The sequence below is a fragment of the Micromonospora sp. II genome (assembly GCF_001709195.1).
Classification (GTDB): domain Bacteria; phylum Actinomycetota; class Actinomycetes; order Mycobacteriales; family Micromonosporaceae; genus Micromonospora; species Micromonospora chalcea.
Map to the genome: position 1 here is coordinate 193215 of NZ_LYXF01000003.1, position 19521 is coordinate 212735.

The window sequence follows — 19521 nt, forward strand, 5'->3', positions numbered from 1 at the left end:
ATCAGGCCGAGGGCGGCGTGAACGAGGACGTACGGGACATGCCGGCGGCGCGGCCCTTGGCGGCGATCACCAGGGCCATCTTGCGGGACGCCTCGTCGATCATCTCGTCGCCGAGCATCACCGCGCCGAGCTTCCCGCCCGCCTCCGAGGTGTAGTAGTCGTAGGCGTCGAGGATCAGCTCGGCGTGGTCGTAGTCGGCCTGCGCCGGCGAGTAGACCTCGTTCGCCGCGTCGATCTGGCCGGGGTGCAGCACCCACTTGCCGTCGAAGCCCAGCGCCGCCGAGCGCTTCGCCACCTCGCGGAACGCGTCCACGTCGCGGATCTGCAGGAACGGGCCGTCGATGGCCTGCTTGTCGTGCATCCGCGCGGCCATCAGGATGCGCATCAGGATGTAGTGGTACGGGTCGCCCGGGTAGTCCGGGATCAGCGCGCCGACCACCAGGGACTTCATGTTGATCGAGGCCATGAAGTCGGCCGGGCCGAAGATGATCGTCTCGACCCGGGGCGAGGCGCCCGCGATGGCGTCCACGTTAACCAGCCCGGCCGCGTTCTCGATCTGCGCCTCGATGCCGATCCGGCCCACCTCCAGGCCGAGCGTCTTCTCGATCTGGGTGAGCAGCAGGTCCAGCCAGTGCACCTGCTCGGCGTTCTGCACCTTCGGCAGCATGATGCAGTCCAGGTTCGCCCCGGCGCCCTCGACCACCTCGATGACGTCCCGGTAGGTCCACGGCGTGGTCAGGTCGTTCACCCGGACCACGCGGGTCTTGCCCGCCCAGTCGCCCTCGTTCAGCGTCGCCACGATGTTCTTGCGCGCGTCCGGCTTGGCCAGCGGGGCGACCGCGTCCTCCAGGTCCAGGAAGACCTGGTCGGCGGGAAGGCCCTGGGCCTTGCCGAGCATCTTGACGCTGGAGCCGGGCACCGCCAGGCAGGATCGGCGGGGACGACCGACAGCGGTCATGGGTGCGCTCCTTCCAGCGTCCGGCGCAGGCGCCGGCGCAGCGGTGGATTTCGAGAACTTAACGATCCCAAAGGGCGTGGTGACGCCACGGTAACCTCGTGCCGTGACCGGGGTGAATGGACCTGTGGAAGATCTCACTGAGCGTCGGATCGTGGTGCTGACCGGGGCGAGCTCCGGCATCGGCCTGGCCGCCGCGGAGGAGCTGGCGCGCCGCGGTGACCAGGTGGTGCTGGTCGGCCGGGACCCGGCCCGGCTGCGCGCCGCGGGCGAGCGGGTCCGCGAGTGCTGCGGCGAGCAGCCGGAGCTGTTCCGCGCCGACTTCGCGGTGCTCGACGACGTACGCGGGCTCGCCGAACGCCTGCGCGAGCGCTACGACCGGATCGACGTGCTCGCCAACAACGCCGGCGCGATCGTGCTGGAGCCGATCACCACGGTCGACGGTTTCGAGCTGAGCATGCAGGCCAACCACCTCGCCCCGTTCCTGCTCAGCAACCTGCTGCGAGACCGGATCGGGCGGATGGTGGTCACCGGCTCGGACGCGCACCGCAGCGGCGTGCTCGACCCCGACGACCTCAACTCCGCGCTGCGCTCGTACCGGCCGTTCCGCGCGTACGGCACCAGCAAGCAGGCGAACATCCTGTTCACCGCCGAGGCGGCCCGGCGCTGGCCGGAGGTGCCCGCGCACGTGTTCCACCCGGGCGTGGTGCGGACCCGCTTCGGCAACGAGAGCCGGATCGTGGCGCTCGGCATGCGGCTGCTGCCGTTCCGCAGCCCGGAGAAGGGAGCCGAGACGCTGGTCTGGCTCGCTTGCCAGGATCCGTCCCGGCTGACGAACGGCGGCTACTACGCCGACCGCAAGCCGCACCGGCCCCGGCCCAAGGCGGCCGACCCGGCGCTGGCCGCGCGGCTCTGGACGGCCAGCGCGAAGGCCGTCGGCGTCGACGCCTGAGCGGGTCACCACGACCGCCGGTCCGCTGGGACACTCGACGCCATGACGACGGGAAACGAGGTCCTGCTGGTCGCGCTGGTCGACCTGAGCGCCGACGCGGACGCCGGGCGGCGGTACGAGGACGCGGTGCTGGCGCTGCTCGGCCGGCACGGCGGCGAGTTGCAACGGCGGCTGCGTACCGGCGACGGGGAGACCGAGGTGCACGTGATCCGGTTCGCCGCCCGCGCCGGGCTGGACGCGTTCCTGGTCGACCCGGACCGCGTCGCGCTGCGCGCCGAGCTGGGCGATGCCGCGCCCGCCACCCGCGTGCTGGAGGTACGCGACGTCTGAGCTGCGCCTTCTCCCTCACTTCATCACGCGGGGACGCCGAGAACAAGACTTGATCTTGGGGTTGGCGAGGCGCAGTGTCGGGGCATGGACTTCGATCCTCTGGCCACCGCCCGCCGCGCACTCTGGATCGGCGGCGCGCAGTGGGCCGGCAAGACGACACTCGCGGTCACGTTGGCACTGCGGTACGGGCTGACCGCGTACCTCTACGACCGCCACGACGCGCGAGGGCACGACGACCGGCGGATCGCCGACCGGATCCGACGGGGTGAGCCGCCGGACGGCCCGGACGCGGAGGCGACCTGGGTGACGACGAACCCGGAGCGGATGGCAGCCGAGACCCTCGCCGGATTTCCGCGCCGCTTCGAGTGGGTGCTCGACGACCTGAGCGCGCTGGTGAGCGGTCGCCGGGTGGTCGCCGAGGGCTGGGGGCTGCGGCCCGAACTGGTTGCCCCGATCGTCGAGTCGACAGGGCAGATGGTGGTGCTGGTGCCGACGCCGGAGTTCCGCGCGTACCAGGTGGAACGGCTGCCGCGGGCGATGGCCCGGCATCCCGGCGTGAGCGACCCGGAGCGGGCGTGGCGTCATCGGATCGCGCGCGACGAGCTGGTCGCCGCCGACGCGGTCGCCGGCGCCCGGGCGCTCGGGGTACGCGTGATCGAGGTGGACCTCGACCGGGACGCCGAGGCGGTCGCAGCGCTGGTCGCCGACCACTTCGCCGGATACCTCTGAGCGTCACCGCGACACGTGCACCGGGACGCTCGTCACCACCACGCCGGGCAGCGCCCGCAGCGCGGTCCGCAGCCGCTGCTCGGCGCGGCTGTGCAGCAGCCGGTACCGACGTCGGCGCAGCACCACCTCCGGCACGATCACGGTGAGCGTCAGGTCCGGGCTCGCGGCGTGCAGCGCCTCCAGGTAGTGCGCCAGCGGGCCGATCACCGACCGGTACGGCGACACGATCGTCTCCAGCTTCAGGTGGTCGCCCCAGGCCCGCCACTGGTCCCGGAACCGGTCCGCCTCGTCCTGCGCCGGAGCGAGGTGCACGGCGAGCGTCGGCCGCCCGAGCGAGGTCGCGTACGCCAGCGCGCGCAGCGACGCCCGGTTCAGCCGGGCCACCGGCACCACCACCAGGTGGCGTACCTGCTGGGGCAGCTCGTCGCACTCGGCGGGCGGCGCGGACGGCGGCGAGTGCAGCGCCAGCGCGCGGTGCAGCCGGTCGTAGTGCCCGTGGATCCGGCGGAACAGCAGCACCAGCAGCGGCACCGCGAGCACCACCACCCAGGCGCCTTCGGCGAACTTGGCTACCGCCGCGGTCAGCAGCACCAGGCCGGACAGCGTCGCGCCGACCGCGTTGACCGCTAGCCGGCGACGCCAGCCCGGCCCCCGGCGGCGCCGCCAGTGCACCACCATGCCGGTCTGGGACAGCGTGAAGGCGAGGAAGACGCCCACCGCGTAGAGCGGGATCAGCCGCTCGGTGTGCCCGCCGAACGCGACGAACACCACCGCCGCGGTCAGCGCCAGCGCCACCAGCCCGTTGCTGAACGCCAGCCGGTCGCCCATGTGCAGGAACCGGCGCGGCGCGTGCCCGTCCCGGGCCATGAAGAACAGCAGCCGGGGAAAGTCGTTGAACGCCGTGTTCGCCGCGAGCAGCAGGATCAGCGCGGTCGTGGCCTGCAGGATCGCGTACCCGGGACCGCTGGGGAACGTGACCCGGCCGAGCTGGGACAGCAGCGTCTCGTCCGCGCGGGGCGCCAGGCCGTCTAGGTGGATCAGCCCGATCAGGCCGGCGAACAGCGTCACCAGCATGGCGACCATCCAGCCCAGCGTGGTGCGGGCGTTGCGCCACTCGGTCGGGCGGAACGCGGGCACCGCGTTCGAGACCGCCTCGATGCCGGTCATCGACACCGCCCCGGAGGAGAACGCCCGCAGCACCAGCAGCAGGCCCAGCCCCTCGGCCGCGGGCGCCGAGGGCGGCGGCAGCGGCGCGAAACCCCGCGAGGCGGCCTTCGCGTACCCGACCGCCAGCACCACGAGCAGCACCACCACGAACGCGTACGTGGGCAGCACGAAGATGTTCCCGGCGGTGCGTACGCCGCGCAGGTTGCCGGCGAGCAGCACGGCGATCACCAGCACCCCGAGCGGCACGGTCCACCGGCCGAGGCCGGGCAGCGCCGACGTGACCGCGTGCACCCCGGCCGCGATCGACACCGACACGGTCAGCACGTAGTCGAGCATCAGCCCGGCCGCGGCGGCGAGTCCCGGCGTACGCCCGAGGTTGTCCCCCGCGACGATGTACGAGCCGGCGCCGTGCGGATAGGCCGGGATGGTCTGCCGGTAGGACAGGCCGACCGCGACCATCAGCACCACCAGCACGGCGGCCAGCGGCAGGGCCAGCCCGAGCGCGGCGCTCCCGGCCAGCACCAGCACCGCGAGCATCGCCTCCGGCCCGTACGCGACGGAGCTGAGCAGATCCGAGGAGAGCACCGGCAGCGCGACCAGCTTGCGCATCCGCTCGTAGAGCACCGACGCGCTGGACAACGGCGGACCGATCAGGGTCCGGCGGACCCGGGCGACCGACCGGCCGGCCCGGTTGCCGGGCAGGTCCGCCGCGCCGGTGGCGACCAGTTCCCCCGGCTGCGCCACGGTGAACATGTCGATCGGCGCCAGCCGGCCGAAGCGGGTGGGCGCCGGATGGTGTTCGTGYCGGCCCAGCGTCGGGTCGACCGGCAGGTCGTCGGCGCGGCGCGGGCCGCGCCACCGCTCGCCGATCCGGCCGAGGGCCGCCCGTTCCTCGTCGCCGAGCGGCGGGAACTCGGCCGAGGGCGTGACGACCGTGCCCGCCTGTGCCGCGTCGTCCCGCTCCGCCCCCACCCTGAGCACTTTCGTGCAAACGGGACCGTCCAGGGGCCGGAACGGCGCGACTTCGCCCCGACCGGCTCAGTCGGGCGCGTCGCCGGGTCGCCGCGCCCGCTCCGCGTCGCCCAGCGGGTCCGGGTCGGCGGGCGCCGCGACCGGCGTGGCACGGCGACCGGCCCGCGCCCCGCCGAGCACCACCACCGCCACGCCGGCCAGCAGCAACGCCAGGCCGGGCAGGGCCAGCGGCCGGGGCAGCTGGCCCAGCCACACCCAGCCGATCACTGCCGCGCCGGGCGCCTCCAGCAGGATCAGCACGCTCACAGTAGTCGCGGAGACCCGGTGCAGGGCGTAGTTGAACATCGAGTGGCCGAGCAGTTGGGCGCCGGCCACCAGGCCGAGGATCGCCAGCCAGGTCGTGCCCTCGAAGCCGTGCAGGCGTACCCCTCCGACCAGGCACACCACCAGCAGGACCAGCGCGCACACGCCGTAGCAGACGGTGGTGTAGGTGGTGGTGCTGATGCTGGCCCGGGCCCGCTCACCGAAGGCGGTGTAGACGGCCGCGAACAGGCCGCCGACCACCGCGAGCAGGTCACCGGCGAACGCCCGGCCCGAGACGCCGAAGTCCGCGCCGGTGGCGAGCGCCGCGCCGAGCACGGCCACCGCGATGCCGGCCCACACCGCCGCCGGCAGCCGCCGCCCCTGCCAGCGGGCGATCAGGCCCTGCCAGACCGGCTGCGTCGCGCCGAGCGCGGTAGCGGCCGCGACCGAGGTGAGCTGCGCGCTCGGCATCCAGGTGGCGAAGTGGGCAGCCAGCGCGACCCCGGCGAGTACGCAGTAGAGGCCCTCACGCCGGCCCGGCCCGACCGTCAGGGCGCGCAGCTCGGCCCGTCGACGGGTCAGCGCCACCGGCCCGAGGACCGCAGCCGACAACGCGGTACGCCAGAACGCGACAGCGAGCGCCGAGGCGGCGGCGAACGCCACGAGCGGTGCCGAGGACGACACCGAGGCGACAGCCAGGGCGAGCGCGCCCACCGTCAACACGTCGAGCGGCGGGCGATGCGGAACGGTCGGCACGAGCGGTAATCCTCACACGAACACCCGACCGACACGGAAAGTCAGCACTCCGTTACGATCATGCGTCCCGGCGATCTCCCCCCTCGACGTCCGGAGGCGTTCCCTCATGCCCAGATTCCAGGCCGTGCTGTTCGATTTCTTCGGCACCCTGACCCACGGCGCGCGGCGTGGAGCCGCCCACATCGCCACCGCCGAACTGCTCGGCTGCTCCCCCGAGGCCCTGATGGAGGTGCTGGACAGCAGCTTCTACGAACGGGCCAGCGGCTCCTTCGGTAACGCCGAGTCCACCATGCGCCGGGTGTGCGCCCGGCTCGGCGTCCACCCGTCCGACGCGGCGGTACGCGCCGCCGTCGCCTCCCGGCACCTTGCCGTACGCGCCGACACCCGGCTGCGCGCCGAGGCGGTCCCGGTGCTGGCCGCGCTGCGTCGCCGGGGCGTCGGCACCGGGCTGGTCAGCGACTGCACGCACGAGCTGCCGGCGTTCCTGCCGCAGCTCCCGGTCGCGCCGCTGCTCGACGCCCAGATCTTCTCGGTACGCCTCGGGCGCTGCAAACCGGACCCGGAGCTCTACCTCGCCGCGTGTTACCGGCTCGGCCAGGCGCCGGCCGACTGCCTCTACGTCGGCGACGGCGACAGCCAGGAACTGACCGGCGCGGAACGGGCCGGGCTGAGCGCGGTCCGGCTGGCCGCGCCGGATCTGGCCGGCCACGTGGTCCTCAACGCCGACCACGGCTTCGACGGGCCGTCGCTGACCTCGCTGACGGACGTGCTCGACCTGCTCGACCCGGTCCCCGTCGCCTGACCGGGCCCGTCGGACGGGGCCCGTCGAACGTGGCCGGGTCGGATCGGGCGGCCGCCTGACGCCCCGGCGGTTCGCTGTCAGCGGCGGCGGACGCGGTGCAGGCGGAACGGCTTGCGGACGGCCCGCACCACGGGGGCCGGCCGGGGCTGCTCACTCAGCGAGCCGTCCGGCAGGTCAGCGCCGGTCACGACGGCGCCGACGGGCGCGAGCCGGTTGAGCGCGCATCCCTGCGCCACCCATCGCTCCACCAGCTCGGCGGCGGCCCCTGAGGCGTTGAGCCGCTTCGCCGCGACCAGCGGCGCGGCGGTGTCCCACTCCTCGGTGCCGGGTCGCAGCCGGGTCACCCGCGCCGACCAGGTGACGATCCGTCCGCCGTGGTCGCCGCGCAACGTGACCTCGGCGGTCTCGCTGTCGGCCAGCCCGGGGGCGGCCTGCTCACCCGGGCCGGTGACCACCAGCAGCGTGCCGTCCAGCGGGAGGCACCACAGCGCGTACGCCGGGCCGCCGCCACTGCTCACCCAGCAGACGGCGGCCTTCTTCACCGCCTCGTCCACCAGCGGAGGAGTCACCCGCTCGTCCACCTCGTCACTCACCCCGCCATCCTCCCCCATCCCGGCCCGTCCCTCCCGCCCCGGCCGGTTGACCAAGGAGTTCGTGTCCTCCAGAGGCCCGTTCGCCGACACAAACTCCTTGATCAACAAGGTGGGATGGGGTGGGGTCAGCCGATGAACGGGGGGACGGTGATCTCGCCTCGGGCCACCGGCATCACCTGGCCGGAGACGGTCGCGCCCAGCGCCAGCCCGCCGGAGGCGGTCACCGTGCAGGTCAGCGTGGAGGGGCGGTGGATCTCGATGCCCTGCCGGACGGTGTACTCCGCGCGCCCCTCGCCGGGCAGCAGCCCGCTCGCGACCAGCCACACGCCCAGGCCGAGAGCGGCCGAGCCGGTCGCCGGGTCCTCGGGCACGCCGAGCCCCGGCACGAAGACCCGGGCGTGCGCGGTTTGCGAATCGGCGTCCCAGGAGAAGAGGCTGACGTGCTCAACGCCGTACCGCTCCGCCGCCGCCGTGTTCAACCGTGCCCGGGCCACCGCGTCCGGGCGTACCGGAAGGTAGGGGAACTCCAGGCCGCACCCGGCGACGCGCGGCGGCGGGCCGACGTGGTCGGGGCCGGTGAGGCCGACCATCTCCAGCAGCGGTTCCGGGTCGAGTTCCGGGCCGAGCGTGGGCGTGCCGCCGGTGAGCGTCGCGCCGGTGGCAGTCACCTCGATCGGCAGGACGCCGGCGCCGCACTCCTGGGTGACCCGGCCCGCGCCGAAGACGCCACGCCGGCTCGCGGTCACCGCGGCGCCGACGCTCGGGTGCCCGGCGAAGGGCAGTTCGTCGGCGGGGGTGAAGATCCGCGCCCGGTAGGTGGCACCGACCTGTGTCGGCGGGAGCACGAAGACCGTCTCGGACAGGTTGAACTCCAGCGCGAGCGCCTGCATCTGCTCGGTGGCCAGCCCTTCCGCGCCGAACACCACGGCCAGCGGGTTGCCGGCGAAGGGGCGGTCGGTGAAGACGTCCACGATCTCGTAGCCCAAGGTCGACATGCTGTTAGAGAGTAGGCCCTTAGGCTGGTGCCCGTGAGCACGCCGAACCGGGTCTACCTCGCTCGACTCGCCGGAGTCGCCGTTTTCGACCCGAACGGCGATCAGGTCGGCCGCGTCCGGGACGCGGTGGCGCGGATGCGCGCGACCCAGCGACCGCCGGAGGTGGTCGGCCTGGTCGCGGAGATGCCGATGCGACGACGCATCTTCCTGTCCATCAACCGGATCACCTCCATCGATCCCGACGGGGTGGTGCTCGGCAGCGGCACGCTCAACCTGCGCCGCTTCGAGAAGCGCCCGAACGAGCTGCTGGTGCTCCAGGAACTGCTCGACCGCCGGGTCCAGGTCGAGGGCGGCCGGGCCGGCTCCGTGGTGGACGTGGCCATGGAGTGCAGCCGCGGCGGCGAGTGGACGCTGAGCCGGGTCGCCGTCCGCGAGCACACCGGCCGGCTCACCCGGCGCGGCCACCTCCACCAGGTCGAGTGGGACCGGGTGCACGGCCTCGGCGCGGTCGGCGACAACCGGGGTACGGCGAACCTGCTCGCCGTCCTGGAGGACATGCGCCCCGCCGACCTCGCCAACGCCCTCCAGGACCTGCCCGATGCCCGGCGCAACGAGGTGGCCGCAGCGCTCGACGACGAGCGCCTGGCCGATGTGCTCAGCGAGCTGCCCGAGCACGACCAGGTGGAGATCCTGGCCGCGCTGGACCGCCAGCGCGCCGCCGACGTGCTGGAGGAGATGGAGCCGGACGACGCCGCCGACCTGCTCAACGAGCTGCCCCCGCCGGAGCAGGACGTGCTGCTCGACCTGATGGAGCCGGACGAGGCCGACCCGGTACGCCAGTTGCTGCGCTACGCCTCCGGCACCGCCGGCAGCGTGATGACCTCGGAACCGGTGATCCTGCCGCCGGACGCCACGGTGGCCGAGGCGCTGGCCCGGATCCGGGAGCCGCAGCTCTCGCCCGCGGTGGCCGCCCAGGTCTTCGTGACCCGCGCCCCACTGACCACGCCCACCGGCCGCTACCTGGGTATGGTGCACTTCCAGCGGTTGCTCCGGGAACCTCCGGCCGATCTGCTCGGCGGCATCGTGGTCAACGACATCGACCCGCTGCGGACGTCGACCCCGCTGCCCGAGATCACCCGCCGGATGGCGACGTACGACATGGTGAGCATGCCGGTGGTGGACCGGAACAACCGCCTGGTCGGCGCGGTGACAGTGGACGACGTGCTCGACCACTCCCTGCCGCGGGACTGGCGGGACCGGGACGCGGTATCCCCCTCGTCCGCCACCGACGACGGCCCCCTGGACGGCGACGATGAGTGATCAGCGACGGGGCGACCGGCTGGACCAGCCGCGCACCCCACGGAACCTGCGCCTGCGCCGAGTCGACGCGGAGACGTTCGGCCGCTGGGCCGAGGGCATCGCCCGGGGTATGGGCACGGCGAACTTCCTCGTCTACATGACGCTGATCCTGGTGGCCTGGTTCCTGTGGAACACGCTGGCCCCGGCGAACCTGCGCTTCGACCCGTACACCTTCACGTTCTTGACCTTGGTCCTGTCCCTGCAGGCGTCCTACGCGGCGCCGTTGATCCTGCTCGCGCAGAACCGGCAGGCGGACCGGGACCGGATCGCGCTGGACGAGGACCGGCGGCGGGCCACGCTGCAGAAGGCGGACACGGAGTACCTGGCGCGGGAGATCGCCGCGCTGCGGATCGCGATGGGTGACGTGGCGACCCGGGACTTTCTCCGCTCGGAGCTGACCCGGCTGGGTGAGGAACTGGACGAGGCGGCCGAGCGGCGGCGCAAGCTGGAGCGGCGGCAGCAGGAGCGGGAGGCCCGCCGGACGGCCGGCGCCGAGCGGCTGGACGAGCCCCGGGACGAGCTGGACGGGGACTTCGCGCGGGACGGTCACTACGAGGGCTGACCGGCCATCGAATCGCTCACACCGCCCCCGCCAGCGGCGGTGGCCGATGACCCGCGACGTAGCATTGCGGGCATGTCAGCACCCGTCAGCACCGTCTCCGACGCGATCCAGGCCGCCCTGGCCACCGTCAACGACCCGGAGATCCGCCGGCCGATCACCGAACTCGGCATGGTCCAGTCCGCCGAGCGGGACGACGACGGCGTGGTCCGGGTTGAGCTGCTGCTCACCGTGGCCGGCTGCCCGCTAAAGGACAAGCTGCGCAGCGACATCACCGCCGCCGTGGGCGCGGTGCCCGGCGTGAGCGGCGTGGAGATCGTCTTCGGGGTGATGAGCCCGGAGCAGCGCCAGGAGCTGCAGTCGAAGCTGCGCGGCGGTGGCGCCACTGCCGAGCCGGTGATCCCGTTCGCCCAGCCCGGCTCGCGGACCCGCGTCTACGCGGTGGCCAGCGGCAAGGGCGGTGTCGGCAAGTCGAGCGTGACCGTCAACCTGGCCGCCGCGCTGGCGTCGCGGGGCCTGTCGGTGGGGGTGGTGGACGCGGACATCTACGGCCACTCGGTGCCCCGGATGCTCGGCGCCGACGGCGCGCCGACCCGCGTCGAAGACATGATCATGCCGCCGCAGTCGCACGGCGTGAAGGTCATCTCGATCGGCATGTTCACCCCCGGCAACGCCGCCGTGGTCTGGCGCGGGCCGATGCTGCACCGGGCGCTCCAGCAGTTCCTCGCCGACGTCTACTGGGGCGACCTGGACGTCCTCCTGCTCGACCTGCCGCCGGGCACCGGCGACATCGCGATCTCGGTGGCCCAGTTGCTGCCGAACGCGGAGATCCTGGTGGTCACCACGCCGCAGGCCGCCGCCGCGGAGGTGGCCGAGCGGGCCGGCGCGATCGCGTTGCAGACCCACCAGCGGGTGGTCGGCGTCATCGAGAACATGTCGTGGCTGGAGATGCCGGACGGCTCCCGGATGGAGGTCTTCGGGGCCGGTGGCGGCGCGGCGGTGGCCGAGTCGCTGACCCGGACCATCGGCGCGCAGGTGCCGGTGCTGGGGCAGATCCCGCTGGACACCCGGGTACGCGAGGGCGGCGACGCCGGTCAGCCGATCGTGCTGGCGCAGCCGGACGCTCCCGCCGCGAAGGCCCTGTTCCAGGTCGCCGACCGCCTGGCCGTGCGTCGCGAGTCCCTGCTCGGCAAGCCCCTGGGCCTGAAGCCCGCCGGCCGCTAGCTCCCACCGCTCCCCAACCGCCCCTTCCCGCCGCACGCGAGAGGGGGCGGTCCCTTTTCCGGCTCAGGTGGCGTCGTCGTAGGACGGGCGGGGGGCCGGCGGGGTGGGGGTGCTGGTCGCGACGCTGGGGGTACGCAGGTCGGCGGCCTTCGCGACGTCCTTCAGCTCGTCGTGCACGCCGGTGACGTCCGAGCGCAGGTTGTCGTACATGCTCTGCAGCGGCTTGCGGATCGCCTGCTCGTCGTCCTCGCTGAGCAGGTGCTTGCGGATGAACGCCTTGGGGTGCAGGTCCTCCAGCTGGATGTCCGTACCCAGCTCGCGGCTCAGGTCGCCGGTGGCGTTGCGCGCCATGCTGCGCAGGTTGCGGACCATCCGGAGACCGTCGTTGATGACGTTGGGCAGCCGGTCCCCGAAGATCAACAGCGCCAGGAGCAGCAGGACGCCGATCTCCCACCAGTTCAGGTTCTCGAACACCGCGGCCTCCTCGTCCGTGTCCACGGCAAGACTACGCACGTCAGGTGACCATCCGGGAGGGGGTGACCGGTGCTCACTTCGCGTCGGCGGCGAGCGTCACCGAGGCGTTCTGCCGCGCCGACCCCCGCCGGTACTCGACAGTCACCACCGACCCGGGCGCGTACTTGCGCACCAGCGCCACCAGATCGGTCGGGTCGGTCATCGGATGGCCGTCCAGCCGCAGCACCACGTCCCCGGTGCGCAGCCCGGCGGCCGCCGCCGGACCGGCCGGCTCGACCGCGTTGAGGCGTACCCCGCCGCCGGTGGCGCCGGTGCCGCCGACCTGGGCGCCGATCACCGTACGCCGGGCCTTGCCGGTGCCGATGATGTCCTCGGTGATCCGCTTCGCCTGGTTGATCGGGATGGCGAAGGCGAGACCGATGTTGCCGGCCTCCTGCCCGTCGGCCACCAGTGACTTGATCGTCGAGTTCACCCCGACCACCCGGCCGGCGCCGTCCACGAGCGGGCCGCCGGAGTTGCCGTGGTTGACCGCGGCGTCGGTCTGGATCGCCGCGTAGTAGCGGGTCGGCCCGCCCGGCTCGCCGGCCTGCATCGTCCGGTCCAGCGCGCTCACGATGCCGGCGGTGACGGTGTTGGCGAGCGACAGCGGCGAGCCGATCGCGAGCACCGGGTCACCGACAGCGAGCGCGTCGGAGTCGCCGAACTGCACCGGCGTCAGCCCGGAGCGGGAGACCTTGATCACTGCGATGTCCGACTCCGGGTCCTGCCCGACCACGGTGCCCGCGGCGGTGCTGCCGTCGTTGAACACGACCGTCGCCTTTCCGGGGCCGTCGGCGACCACGTGGTCGTTCGTGACGATGTGCCCCTCGGCGCTGACCACGAAGCCGGAGCCCTCGCTGGTGCCGCCGAGACTGACCACCCGGATGGTGACCACGCTGGGCAGGACCCGCTCGGCTACGCCCGCGAGCGACTCGGGCTTGCGCTGGGCCAGCGCCGGGGCCTGCCCCGACTGCGCGCCGAGCGTCGGCACGTCACCGCCGCGCAGGAGGGCGTACGTCAGGGCGCTGCCCAGGGAACCGGCCAGCAACGCGGTGACCAGGGAAATCAGCACCATCTGGCGCAGCCCCGGCCGGGTCGGCAGGTCCGGATCGGTGACCGGCTCCGGCTCACCCGCGCCCGGTGTCGGTGCCGCCGGAACGACCACGGCGGCCGGCGCGTACGGGTCCCGCCACGGGTCGGCGAGCGCGTCCGACCACCACGGCGACGTCGCCTGACCCGGGGCGTCCTGCGCGGGTCGTCCCGGCGCCGGTCCACCCGGTGCCGGTGATCCGCCGGGCCGGCGCCAGTCCCAGCCGTCGGTCACGTCGGTGCCTCCCACTCCGTCCCCCTCGCCCCGCGCCGGAGACCGGCGGAGCCGGACGACCGTGACGCGCGGGACGCATCCAGGATTACACGGATGACGCGAATGGAGTCAGGGGTTGCCCTCCGTGACCGCTTCACAGCGGACTCGCGGCTGCGCGGGTACCGGCCCGCCTCTACGCTCACAGTGCATACCGCCCCTCGCACCAGTCCGCCCCCGGAGGTGTCCCATCGCCACGGTCGCCGGTCACGGCAGTTCGACGGCCCAGGCGCTTCACTTCGCCGAGTCGTACGTCACCGAGGACCTCGTGCTGCGCACGGCCCGCGCCCTCGCCCACGAGGTGGGCCTGGAGGCGGTCACGCCCGGGTCGGGAGCCGCCCTGCGGCTGCTCGCCGCCGCCGGCAACGCCCGGGCGGTGGTGGAGATCGGCACCGGCACCGGGGTGAGCGGCATCTGGCTGCTGCGCGGCATGCGCCCGGACGGGGTGCTCACCACGATCGACGTCGAGGTGGAGTACCAGCGCATCGCCCGGCGGCTGTTCCAGGAGGCGGGTTTCCCGTCGGGGCGTACCCGGATCATCACCGGCCGGGCCCTCGACGTGCTGCCCCGCCTCGCGGACGGCGCCTACGACCTGGTCTTCGTGGACGCGGCGGCCACCGGCTTCGCCGCGTACGTGGACGCGGCGCTGCGGCTGCTGCGCCCCGGCGGGGTGCTCGCGCTCAACGGCGCGCTCGCGGCCGGCCGGGTCGGCGATCCGGCCGCGCGGGACGTCGAGACGGTCACCGTGCGGGAGGCCATCAAGGCGATCCGCGAGTCGGAGAACTGGGTGCCCGCGCTGCTGCCGGTCGGCCACGGCCTGCTCGCCGCCGTGAAGAGCTGAATCATGCCCCGGCACGCCTGATTCAGCCCAGCGTCGCCAGCCAGCGCAGCAACCCGCGTACGCCCCAGCCGGTGGCGCCCTTGACCAGTTCGCCGTGCGTGTCGTCGGACCACGACGGCGCGGACATGTCCAGGTGCGCCCACCGGTCCCGCAGGTCACCGGTGAACTCCCGCAGGTACAGCGCGGCCACCACCGAGCCGGCGCCCTGCGCCGGTGAGCTGTGCAGGTCGGCGACGTCGCTGGCCAGGTGTTCGACGTAGTCGTCGGCGAGCGGCATCCGCCAGGCCCGCTCACCGGCCGCGGTGATCGCGTCGAGCAGGTCGCCGGCCAGGGCGTCGTTCTCGCTGTAGAGCGCCGCGTGCCGCTTGCCGAGGGCCACCGCGTTCGCGCCGGTCAGCGTGGCCAGGTCGATCAGCAGGTCGGGCTTCAGCTCGCGGACCGCGTACGCCATCGCGTCGGCGAGGACCAGCCGGCCCTCCGCGTCGGAGTTGGTGCTCTCGCTGGTCAGCCCGCCGTAGTGCCGGATCACGTCGCCGGGGCGGAACGCCGACCCGCTGACCATGTTCTCGGCGAGCGGGGCCAGCGTGGTGACCCGTACCGGAAGCCCCAGTTCGGCGGCGCCGAGCGTCGCGGCGATCACCGCGGCGGCGCCGGCCATGTCCTTGCGCATGAGCTTCATGGCGGGCACCGGTTTGATCGAGATGCCGCCGGTGTCGAACGTGATGCCCTTGCCGACGAGGACCACGTGGGTGCGCGCGCCGTCGGGCCGCCAGTCCAGCTCGACCAGGCGGGGGCCGCTGGCGGAGCCGCCGCCGACGGCCAGGATGCCGCCGAAGCCCTCGGCCGCCAGCTCCTGCGGACCGCGTACCCGCAGGTGCAGGCCGGTCCGGCCGGACGCGGCGCCGGCCACCTGCTCGGCGAACCACTCCGGGTTCTTGGTGGACGAGGGCGTGTTCGTGAGGTCCCGGGCCAGGCGGGTCATCTCGGCGGTGGTCCGGGCGGCGTCGAGCGTGCCCGCGAGCGCCTCCGGGTCGTCGACGAGCACCAGCGCCTCGGCCAGGGCCGGGCGTCCGCCGGACTCGGTGAGGCGGAAGCGGTACGAGCCGAGCAGCAGGCCCTCGGCCAGGCCGCGCAGCGCCTCGGTCGCCTCGCCGGGAAGCGCGATGGTGATCTGCGTCTCATCCTTCGCCGCGCGGGCCAGCGCGGCGCCCGCGGTGCGCCAGTCGCGCTCGTCGCCGGACCCGACGCCGAGCAGCCACAGCCGTGCCGGAGCGCCGCCGGGACGCAGGTGCTCGCGTACCTCACCGGCGGCGCCGGTGAGCCGGGTGGCGGGCAGCAGGGCGGCGGCCTCGGCCCGGACGTCGTCGCCGGGCGCGACGGCGGTCGGGACCAGTTCGGCCGGAGAGCCGGACGAGTCCGCGGAGTCGGGCTTCCCGGGACGGACGGGCAGGACGAGAGCGTCGGACCCCGCGGGCCCACTCACCAGACGAATGACCAGCACGCTGGACCGTACCTCCGAAATGGTTTCAACGGGGACGTTTCATCGCTCACCCGCAGAGGAAGGCCCTGAGCCACCGGCGGTGCCGGTGGCTCAGGGTATGACGAACCGCCCGCGCGGCGGACGCCACGCGGACACTCCTCGAATCAGCCCGCTGCCGCCTTCAGCGCGTCACCCAGCGCGGTGGCCTCGTCGGGAGTCATCTCGACGACGAGCCGGCCACCACCCTCCAGCGGGACACGCATGACGATGCCCCGGCCCTCCTTGGTGACTTCCAGCGGACCGTCGCCCGTCCGCGGCTTCATCGCCGCCATGTTGTCTCCCCTCAGACCTACACCAGGGTCGGTGAGTTGCCCCACAGCCACTTCGCCAACGCCAACCGCAACCATCACGGGAGGCTCGACCAACGATTTTCCCTGATGAACACCGCCGGACCCAAACCGAAGCAGCATTGATGTAACAGCATCTAGCTTATCTTGGATAGGCCTGTCACAATGTGCGGTCATGCAGGCACGGTCGGCACTCTTCGACCTGTACGGCGACCACCTCCGGGCCCGAGGTGGCCGCGCACCCGTCGCCGCCCTGGTCAAGCTGCTCGCCCCGCTCGGGATCGCCCCACCGGCGGTGCGCACCGCGGTCAGCCGGATGGTCCGCCAGGGCTGGCTGGAACCACTCCGGCTCGCCTCCGGACCCGGGTATTCGATCACCCCGAAGGCGGCACGTCGACTCGACGAGGCGGCGTCGCGGATCTACCGGACCGGACGGCACAGTTGGGACGGACGGTTCGACCTCCTGGTGCTCACCCCGCCCGCGTCCCGCCGCGACCGGCAGCGGCTCGCCGCCAACCTCAGCTTCCTCGGCTACGGCACGCTCGACGACTGCACCTGGGTCGCCACCCGTGCCGGCGAGGACGTCGACCTGCTGCTCGACGAGGCGGGCGTGCGCTACGAGCGCTTCACCGCCGCACACACCTCCGGCACGCCCGGCGCGATGGGCGTGGTCCGCCGCGCCTGGGACCTGGCCGAGATCGGCCGGGCGTACGAGCGTTTCGTCGCCGAGCAGAAGCCGCTCCTGTCCGGCGTCACGGTGCGCAGCAGCGACGAGGACGCGTACGCGGCCCGGTTCCGGCTCGTGCACGCGTGGCGTACGTTCCTGTTCCGGGACCCGCAGCTGCCACCGGCGCTGCTACCCGAGCGGTGGCCGGGCACCAGCGCGGCCAGCTTCTTCGACCGGCACGCCGCCCGGCTCCGGCCGGCCGCCGACCGGTACGTCGAGCAGTGCCTCGACGCGAGCAACCGCCTGGCACGACAGAAGGGTCGTTAGAAACGTGACCGAGCCGCTGCTCGTCGACCGCACCGACGCCGTCGTCACCCTGACGCTGAACCGCCCGACGGCGATGAACTCGCTCGACGTGGCGCTCAAGGAGGCGCTCCGGGACACCCTGGCCGAGCTGGAGACCGACCGCTCCTGCCGGGCCGTGGTGCTGACCGGCGCGGGCGGCTCGTTCAGCGCCGGGCAGGACCTGCGCGAGCACGTTCAGACGCTGGACTCGGCCGACGCCGACCCGCTGGGCACGGTCCGGGCGCACTACAACCCGATCGCCGCCCGGCTGGCCAACCTGCCCAAGCCGGTGGTCGCCGCGGTGCGCGRCATGGCCGCCGGGGCGGGCGCCTCACTGGCCCTGCTCGCCGACTTCCGCATCGGCGGCCCGAAGACCCGTTTCCTGATGGCCTTCGCCGGGGTGGGGCTGGCCGCCGACACCGGCGCGTCCTGGACGCTGCCCCGGCTGGTCGGCCACGCCAAGGCCGTAGAGCTGCTGATGCTCGCCGAGCCGGTGAGCGCCGACGACGCCTGCCGGCTGGGCCTGCTGAACCGGCTGGTGGACGACGACGAGCAGGTGCTCCCGGCCGCGCAGGAGCTGGCCGCGCGGCTCGCCGCCGGCCCGACCGTCGCGTACGGGGCGATCAAGCGCCAGCTCTCCATCGCCGACGCCGGCACGCTCGCCGACGCGCTGGCCGCCGAGGCGCAGGCGCAGGCGATCTGCGGCGCCACCGCCGACCACCACGCCGCCACCAAGGCGTTCGTCAACAAGCAGAAGCCGGTCTTCGAGGGCCGCTGAACCGGGCCGGGGCGGGCGCCGGGCACCCCTCGCGCGCCCGCTCAGCGGGCCACGTAGCCGCCGTCGATGGGGATCGTGTGCCCGGTGACCCAGGCCGCGTCGTCGGAGGCGAGGAAGAGCACCACGCCCGCCACGTCGTCGGCGGTCGGGATGCCGGGCTTCGGGTTGAACGACTCCATCTGCCGGCGCATCTGCTCCGGGTCCGGCGCGTTCGCGATGAAGTGCTCCACGAGCGGGGTCATCACCACTGTCGGGGCGACCGCGTTGACGCGTACGCCCCGGGCGGCGTACTCGACGGCCGCGGACCGGGTCAGCCCGACGATGCCGGCCTTGGTGAACGTGTACGGCGAGATGTTGTCCTGCGCGGTCAGCCCGGCCGTGGACGAGGTGTTGACGATCGCGCCGCCGCCGGAGCGCAGCATCGCGTCGATGCCGTACCGCAGCACGTAGAACACGCCGTCGCCGTTGATCCGGCGGACCTTCTCCCAGTTCGCCAGGTCCATCTCGTGCAGCGCCTGCTGCTGCCCATCGATGCCGGCATTGTTGAAGATCACGTCGAGCCGGCCGTACCGCGCGACCGCCTCGGCGATGCCGCGCTCGACGGAGGTGGCGTCGCCGGTGTCCATGGTCACCGCGAGCGCGTCCGGCAAACTCGACGCCACCCGTTCGGCGCCCTCGGTGTTGATGTCCGCGATCACCAGCTTGCCGCCCTCGGCGGCGAACCGGCGCGCCGTCGCCTCGCCCAGGCCGGACGCTCCGCCGGTCACCAGCACGACCCTGTCCCGGAACCGCATGGCACCCCCTTGACCACGCCGGCCGGCGCCGGCCCTCGTCCCGGACGCTACCGCCCGGGACGGGGGGTCAGTCGTCCTCTTCCGGATCCTGGTTGGCCTCGACGCCGAGCACGAACGCCTGCATGGCCAGCTCGTCGCCGTAGGGCGAGACGAACGCCGGCAGCTCCCGCGGGCCCAGCTCCTGCACGTAGGACCAGAAGATCCGGACCGCCTCGGCCCGCGACGCCGCCTCGATCGGCAGGTCCAGGCTGACCAGCCAGGTGCTGCGGGCCGGCGGCGGGCCGAGCCGGTCGGCCAGCGCCCGCCAGCGGGCCGGGTCGAGCGCGACCACCGGTCCGTCCGGCGCCGGGCCGTCGACCGGAACCGGCTCGTCCAGCGCCCGCCGGGTGTACGCGACCACGAGCGGCCCGGCCGCCAGGTCGGACTGCGGATCGTCCGGGTCCTCCCGGGTCCCGGACGCCGCCAGCGCGACCCGGCCGAGCGCGACCAGCCGCAGCGGCTCGTCGACCAGCACCGCCACCCGGTCGCCGGGGCGCGGGCGGGCCGCTGCGGCCGGCCCGGTCAGCTCCAGCACGTCGTGGTGCACCAGCCGCTCGGCCTCGAAGCGCTCGGCGGGCAGCAGCACCGCCCAGGCGCCGGTAGTGGTCTCACCGTCGGTCGTCCCGCTCGTACGCGGCTCGGTGTCGGTCATGTCCCAATC

General features: G+C 73.5%; 21 protein-coding genes. 10 read left to right on the forward strand and 11 right to left on the reverse strand.

The features are described 5' to 3' along the window. Position 1: 1 nt before the first annotated feature. Positions 2-958 (reverse strand): CoA ester lyase, encoded by a 957-nt coding sequence (locus tag A8711_RS00990; RefSeq protein ID WP_043326903.1) that lies wholly within the window; start codon positions 956-958, stop codon positions 2-4. Between the two features lie 124 nt (positions 959-1082). On the opposite strand from A8711_RS00990, the gene A8711_RS00995 reads away from it, so the two are divergent. The 3 genes from A8711_RS00995 (at position 1083) to A8711_RS32665 (ending at position 2966) form a co-directional block, all read left to right on the forward strand. Continuing rightward, entirely contained in the window at positions 1083-1907 is an 825-nt protein-coding gene (locus A8711_RS00995; protein WP_166455797.1) for an SDR family NAD(P)-dependent oxidoreductase, read from the forward strand. A gap of 42 nt (positions 1908-1949) precedes the next feature. Further along, complete coding sequence (locus tag A8711_RS01000) at positions 1950-2237, forward strand: hypothetical protein (RefSeq protein WP_043326906.1); 288 nt, start codon at positions 1950-1952, stop codon at positions 2235-2237. 84 nt (positions 2238-2321) lie between these two features. Next, positions 2322-2966, forward strand: coding sequence for a hypothetical protein (locus A8711_RS32665; protein WP_043326908.1), 645 nt, complete (start codon positions 2322-2324; stop codon positions 2964-2966). A gap of 3 nt (positions 2967-2969) precedes the next feature. Here A8711_RS32665 and A8711_RS01010 read toward each other — a convergent pair whose 3' ends face one another. Together A8711_RS01010 and A8711_RS01015 are read right to left on the reverse strand one after the other, a co-directional pair. Continuing rightward, the gene (locus A8711_RS01010) at positions 2970-5105 is read right to left on the reverse strand and encodes an APC family permease (protein WP_233607825.1); all 2136 of its coding nucleotides are present in this window, start codon (positions 5103-5105) and stop codon (positions 2970-2972) included. 66 nt (positions 5106-5171) lie between these two features. After that, the gene (locus tag A8711_RS01015) at positions 5172-6164 is read right to left on the reverse strand and encodes a DMT family transporter (protein WP_069087213.1); all 993 of its coding nucleotides are present in this window, start codon (positions 6162-6164) and stop codon (positions 5172-5174) included. Positions 6165-6270: 106 nt separating this feature from the next. On the opposite strand from A8711_RS01015, the gene A8711_RS01020 reads away from it, so the two are divergent. Beyond that, complete coding sequence (locus tag A8711_RS01020; protein ID WP_069087214.1) at positions 6271-6966, forward strand: HAD family hydrolase; 696 nt, start codon at positions 6271-6273, stop codon at positions 6964-6966. Positions 6967-7043: 77 nt separating this feature from the next. On the opposite strand, the gene A8711_RS01025 is transcribed toward A8711_RS01020, so the two are convergent. Continuing rightward, on the reverse strand, positions 7044-7577 hold the full coding sequence (locus A8711_RS01025) for a hypothetical protein (protein ID WP_176722724.1): 534 nt from the start codon (positions 7575-7577) through the stop codon (positions 7044-7046). Positions 7578-7684: 107 nt separating this feature from the next. After that, the gene (locus tag A8711_RS01030) at positions 7685-8554 is read right to left on the reverse strand and encodes a PhzF family phenazine biosynthesis protein (protein WP_064447573.1); all 870 of its coding nucleotides are present in this window, start codon (positions 8552-8554) and stop codon (positions 7685-7687) included. A 33-nt stretch (positions 8555-8587) separates the two neighbouring features. Here A8711_RS01030 and A8711_RS01035 point away from each other — a divergent pair, with 33 nt between their 5' ends. The 3 genes from A8711_RS01035 to A8711_RS01045 all read left to right on the forward strand — a co-directional run bounded on the left by A8711_RS01035 (position 8588) and on the right by A8711_RS01045 (position 11696). Continuing rightward, positions 8588-9874 (forward strand): magnesium transporter MgtE N-terminal domain-containing protein, encoded by a 1287-nt coding sequence (locus tag A8711_RS01035; RefSeq protein ID WP_043330671.1) that lies wholly within the window; start codon positions 8588-8590, stop codon positions 9872-9874. Then, a complete protein-coding gene (locus tag A8711_RS01040; RefSeq protein WP_069087216.1) occupies positions 9867-10475 on the forward strand; it encodes a DUF1003 domain-containing protein in 609 nt (202 codons plus the stop codon). The genes A8711_RS01035 and A8711_RS01040 overlap by 8 nt, the downstream gene beginning before the upstream one ends. Before the next feature lie 72 nt (positions 10476-10547). Then, positions 10548-11696 carry an Mrp/NBP35 family ATP-binding protein gene (locus tag A8711_RS01045; protein WP_030501083.1) on the forward strand — a complete coding sequence of 383 codons (1149 nt, stop codon included), beginning with the start codon at positions 10548-10550 and terminating at the stop codon, positions 11694-11696. 63 nt (positions 11697-11759) lie between these two features. On the opposite strand, the gene A8711_RS01050 is transcribed toward A8711_RS01045, so the two are convergent. Both A8711_RS01050 and A8711_RS01055 read right to left on the reverse strand, forming a co-directional pair. After that, positions 11760-12170, reverse strand: a complete 411-nt coding sequence (locus tag A8711_RS01050) for a preprotein translocase subunit TatB (protein WP_043330672.1) — start codon at positions 12168-12170, stop codon at positions 11760-11762. A gap of 73 nt (positions 12171-12243) precedes the next feature. Next, entirely contained in the window at positions 12244-13548 is a 1305-nt protein-coding gene (locus A8711_RS01055; RefSeq protein ID WP_176722725.1) for a S1C family serine protease, read from the reverse strand. Between the two features lie 211 nt (positions 13549-13759). Here A8711_RS01055 and A8711_RS01060 point away from each other — a divergent pair, with 211 nt between their 5' ends. Next, positions 13760-14410 carry an O-methyltransferase gene (locus A8711_RS01060; protein WP_255358665.1) on the forward strand — a complete coding sequence of 217 codons (651 nt, stop codon included), beginning with the start codon at positions 13760-13762 and terminating at the stop codon, positions 14408-14410. A 22-nt stretch (positions 14411-14432) separates the two neighbouring features. Here the strand turns inward: A8711_RS01060 and A8711_RS01065 are convergent, their stop codons facing one another. Together A8711_RS01065 and A8711_RS01070 are read right to left on the reverse strand one after the other, a co-directional pair. Continuing rightward, on the reverse strand, positions 14433-15911 hold the full coding sequence (locus tag A8711_RS01065) for a M17 family metallopeptidase (protein ID WP_069087217.1): 1479 nt from the start codon (positions 15909-15911) through the stop codon (positions 14433-14435). Between the two features lie 143 nt (positions 15912-16054). Next, positions 16055-16222, reverse strand: coding sequence for a DUF3117 domain-containing protein (locus A8711_RS01070; protein WP_013283866.1), 168 nt, complete (start codon positions 16220-16222; stop codon positions 16055-16057). 190 nt (positions 16223-16412) lie between these two features. Here A8711_RS01070 and A8711_RS01075 point away from each other — a divergent pair, with 190 nt between their 5' ends. Beyond that, the gene (locus A8711_RS01075) at positions 16413-17231 is read left to right on the forward strand and encodes a PaaX family transcriptional regulator C-terminal domain-containing protein (protein WP_043326925.1); all 819 of its coding nucleotides are present in this window, start codon (positions 16413-16415) and stop codon (positions 17229-17231) included. A 4-nt stretch (positions 17232-17235) separates the two neighbouring features. Beyond that, a complete protein-coding gene (locus tag A8711_RS01080) occupies positions 17236-18027 on the forward strand; it encodes an enoyl-CoA hydratase/isomerase family protein (protein WP_069087218.1) in 792 nt (263 codons plus the stop codon). 41 nt (positions 18028-18068) lie between these two features. Here the strand turns inward: A8711_RS01080 and A8711_RS01085 are convergent, their stop codons facing one another. Continuing rightward, complete coding sequence (locus A8711_RS01085; RefSeq protein ID WP_043326929.1) at positions 18069-18821, reverse strand: SDR family NAD(P)-dependent oxidoreductase; 753 nt, start codon at positions 18819-18821, stop codon at positions 18069-18071. A 67-nt stretch (positions 18822-18888) separates the two neighbouring features. Continuing rightward, on the reverse strand, positions 18889-19512 hold the full coding sequence (locus A8711_RS01090) for a hypothetical protein (RefSeq protein ID WP_043326931.1): 624 nt from the start codon (positions 19510-19512) through the stop codon (positions 18889-18891). Between the last annotated feature and the right edge of the window lie 9 nt (positions 19513-19521).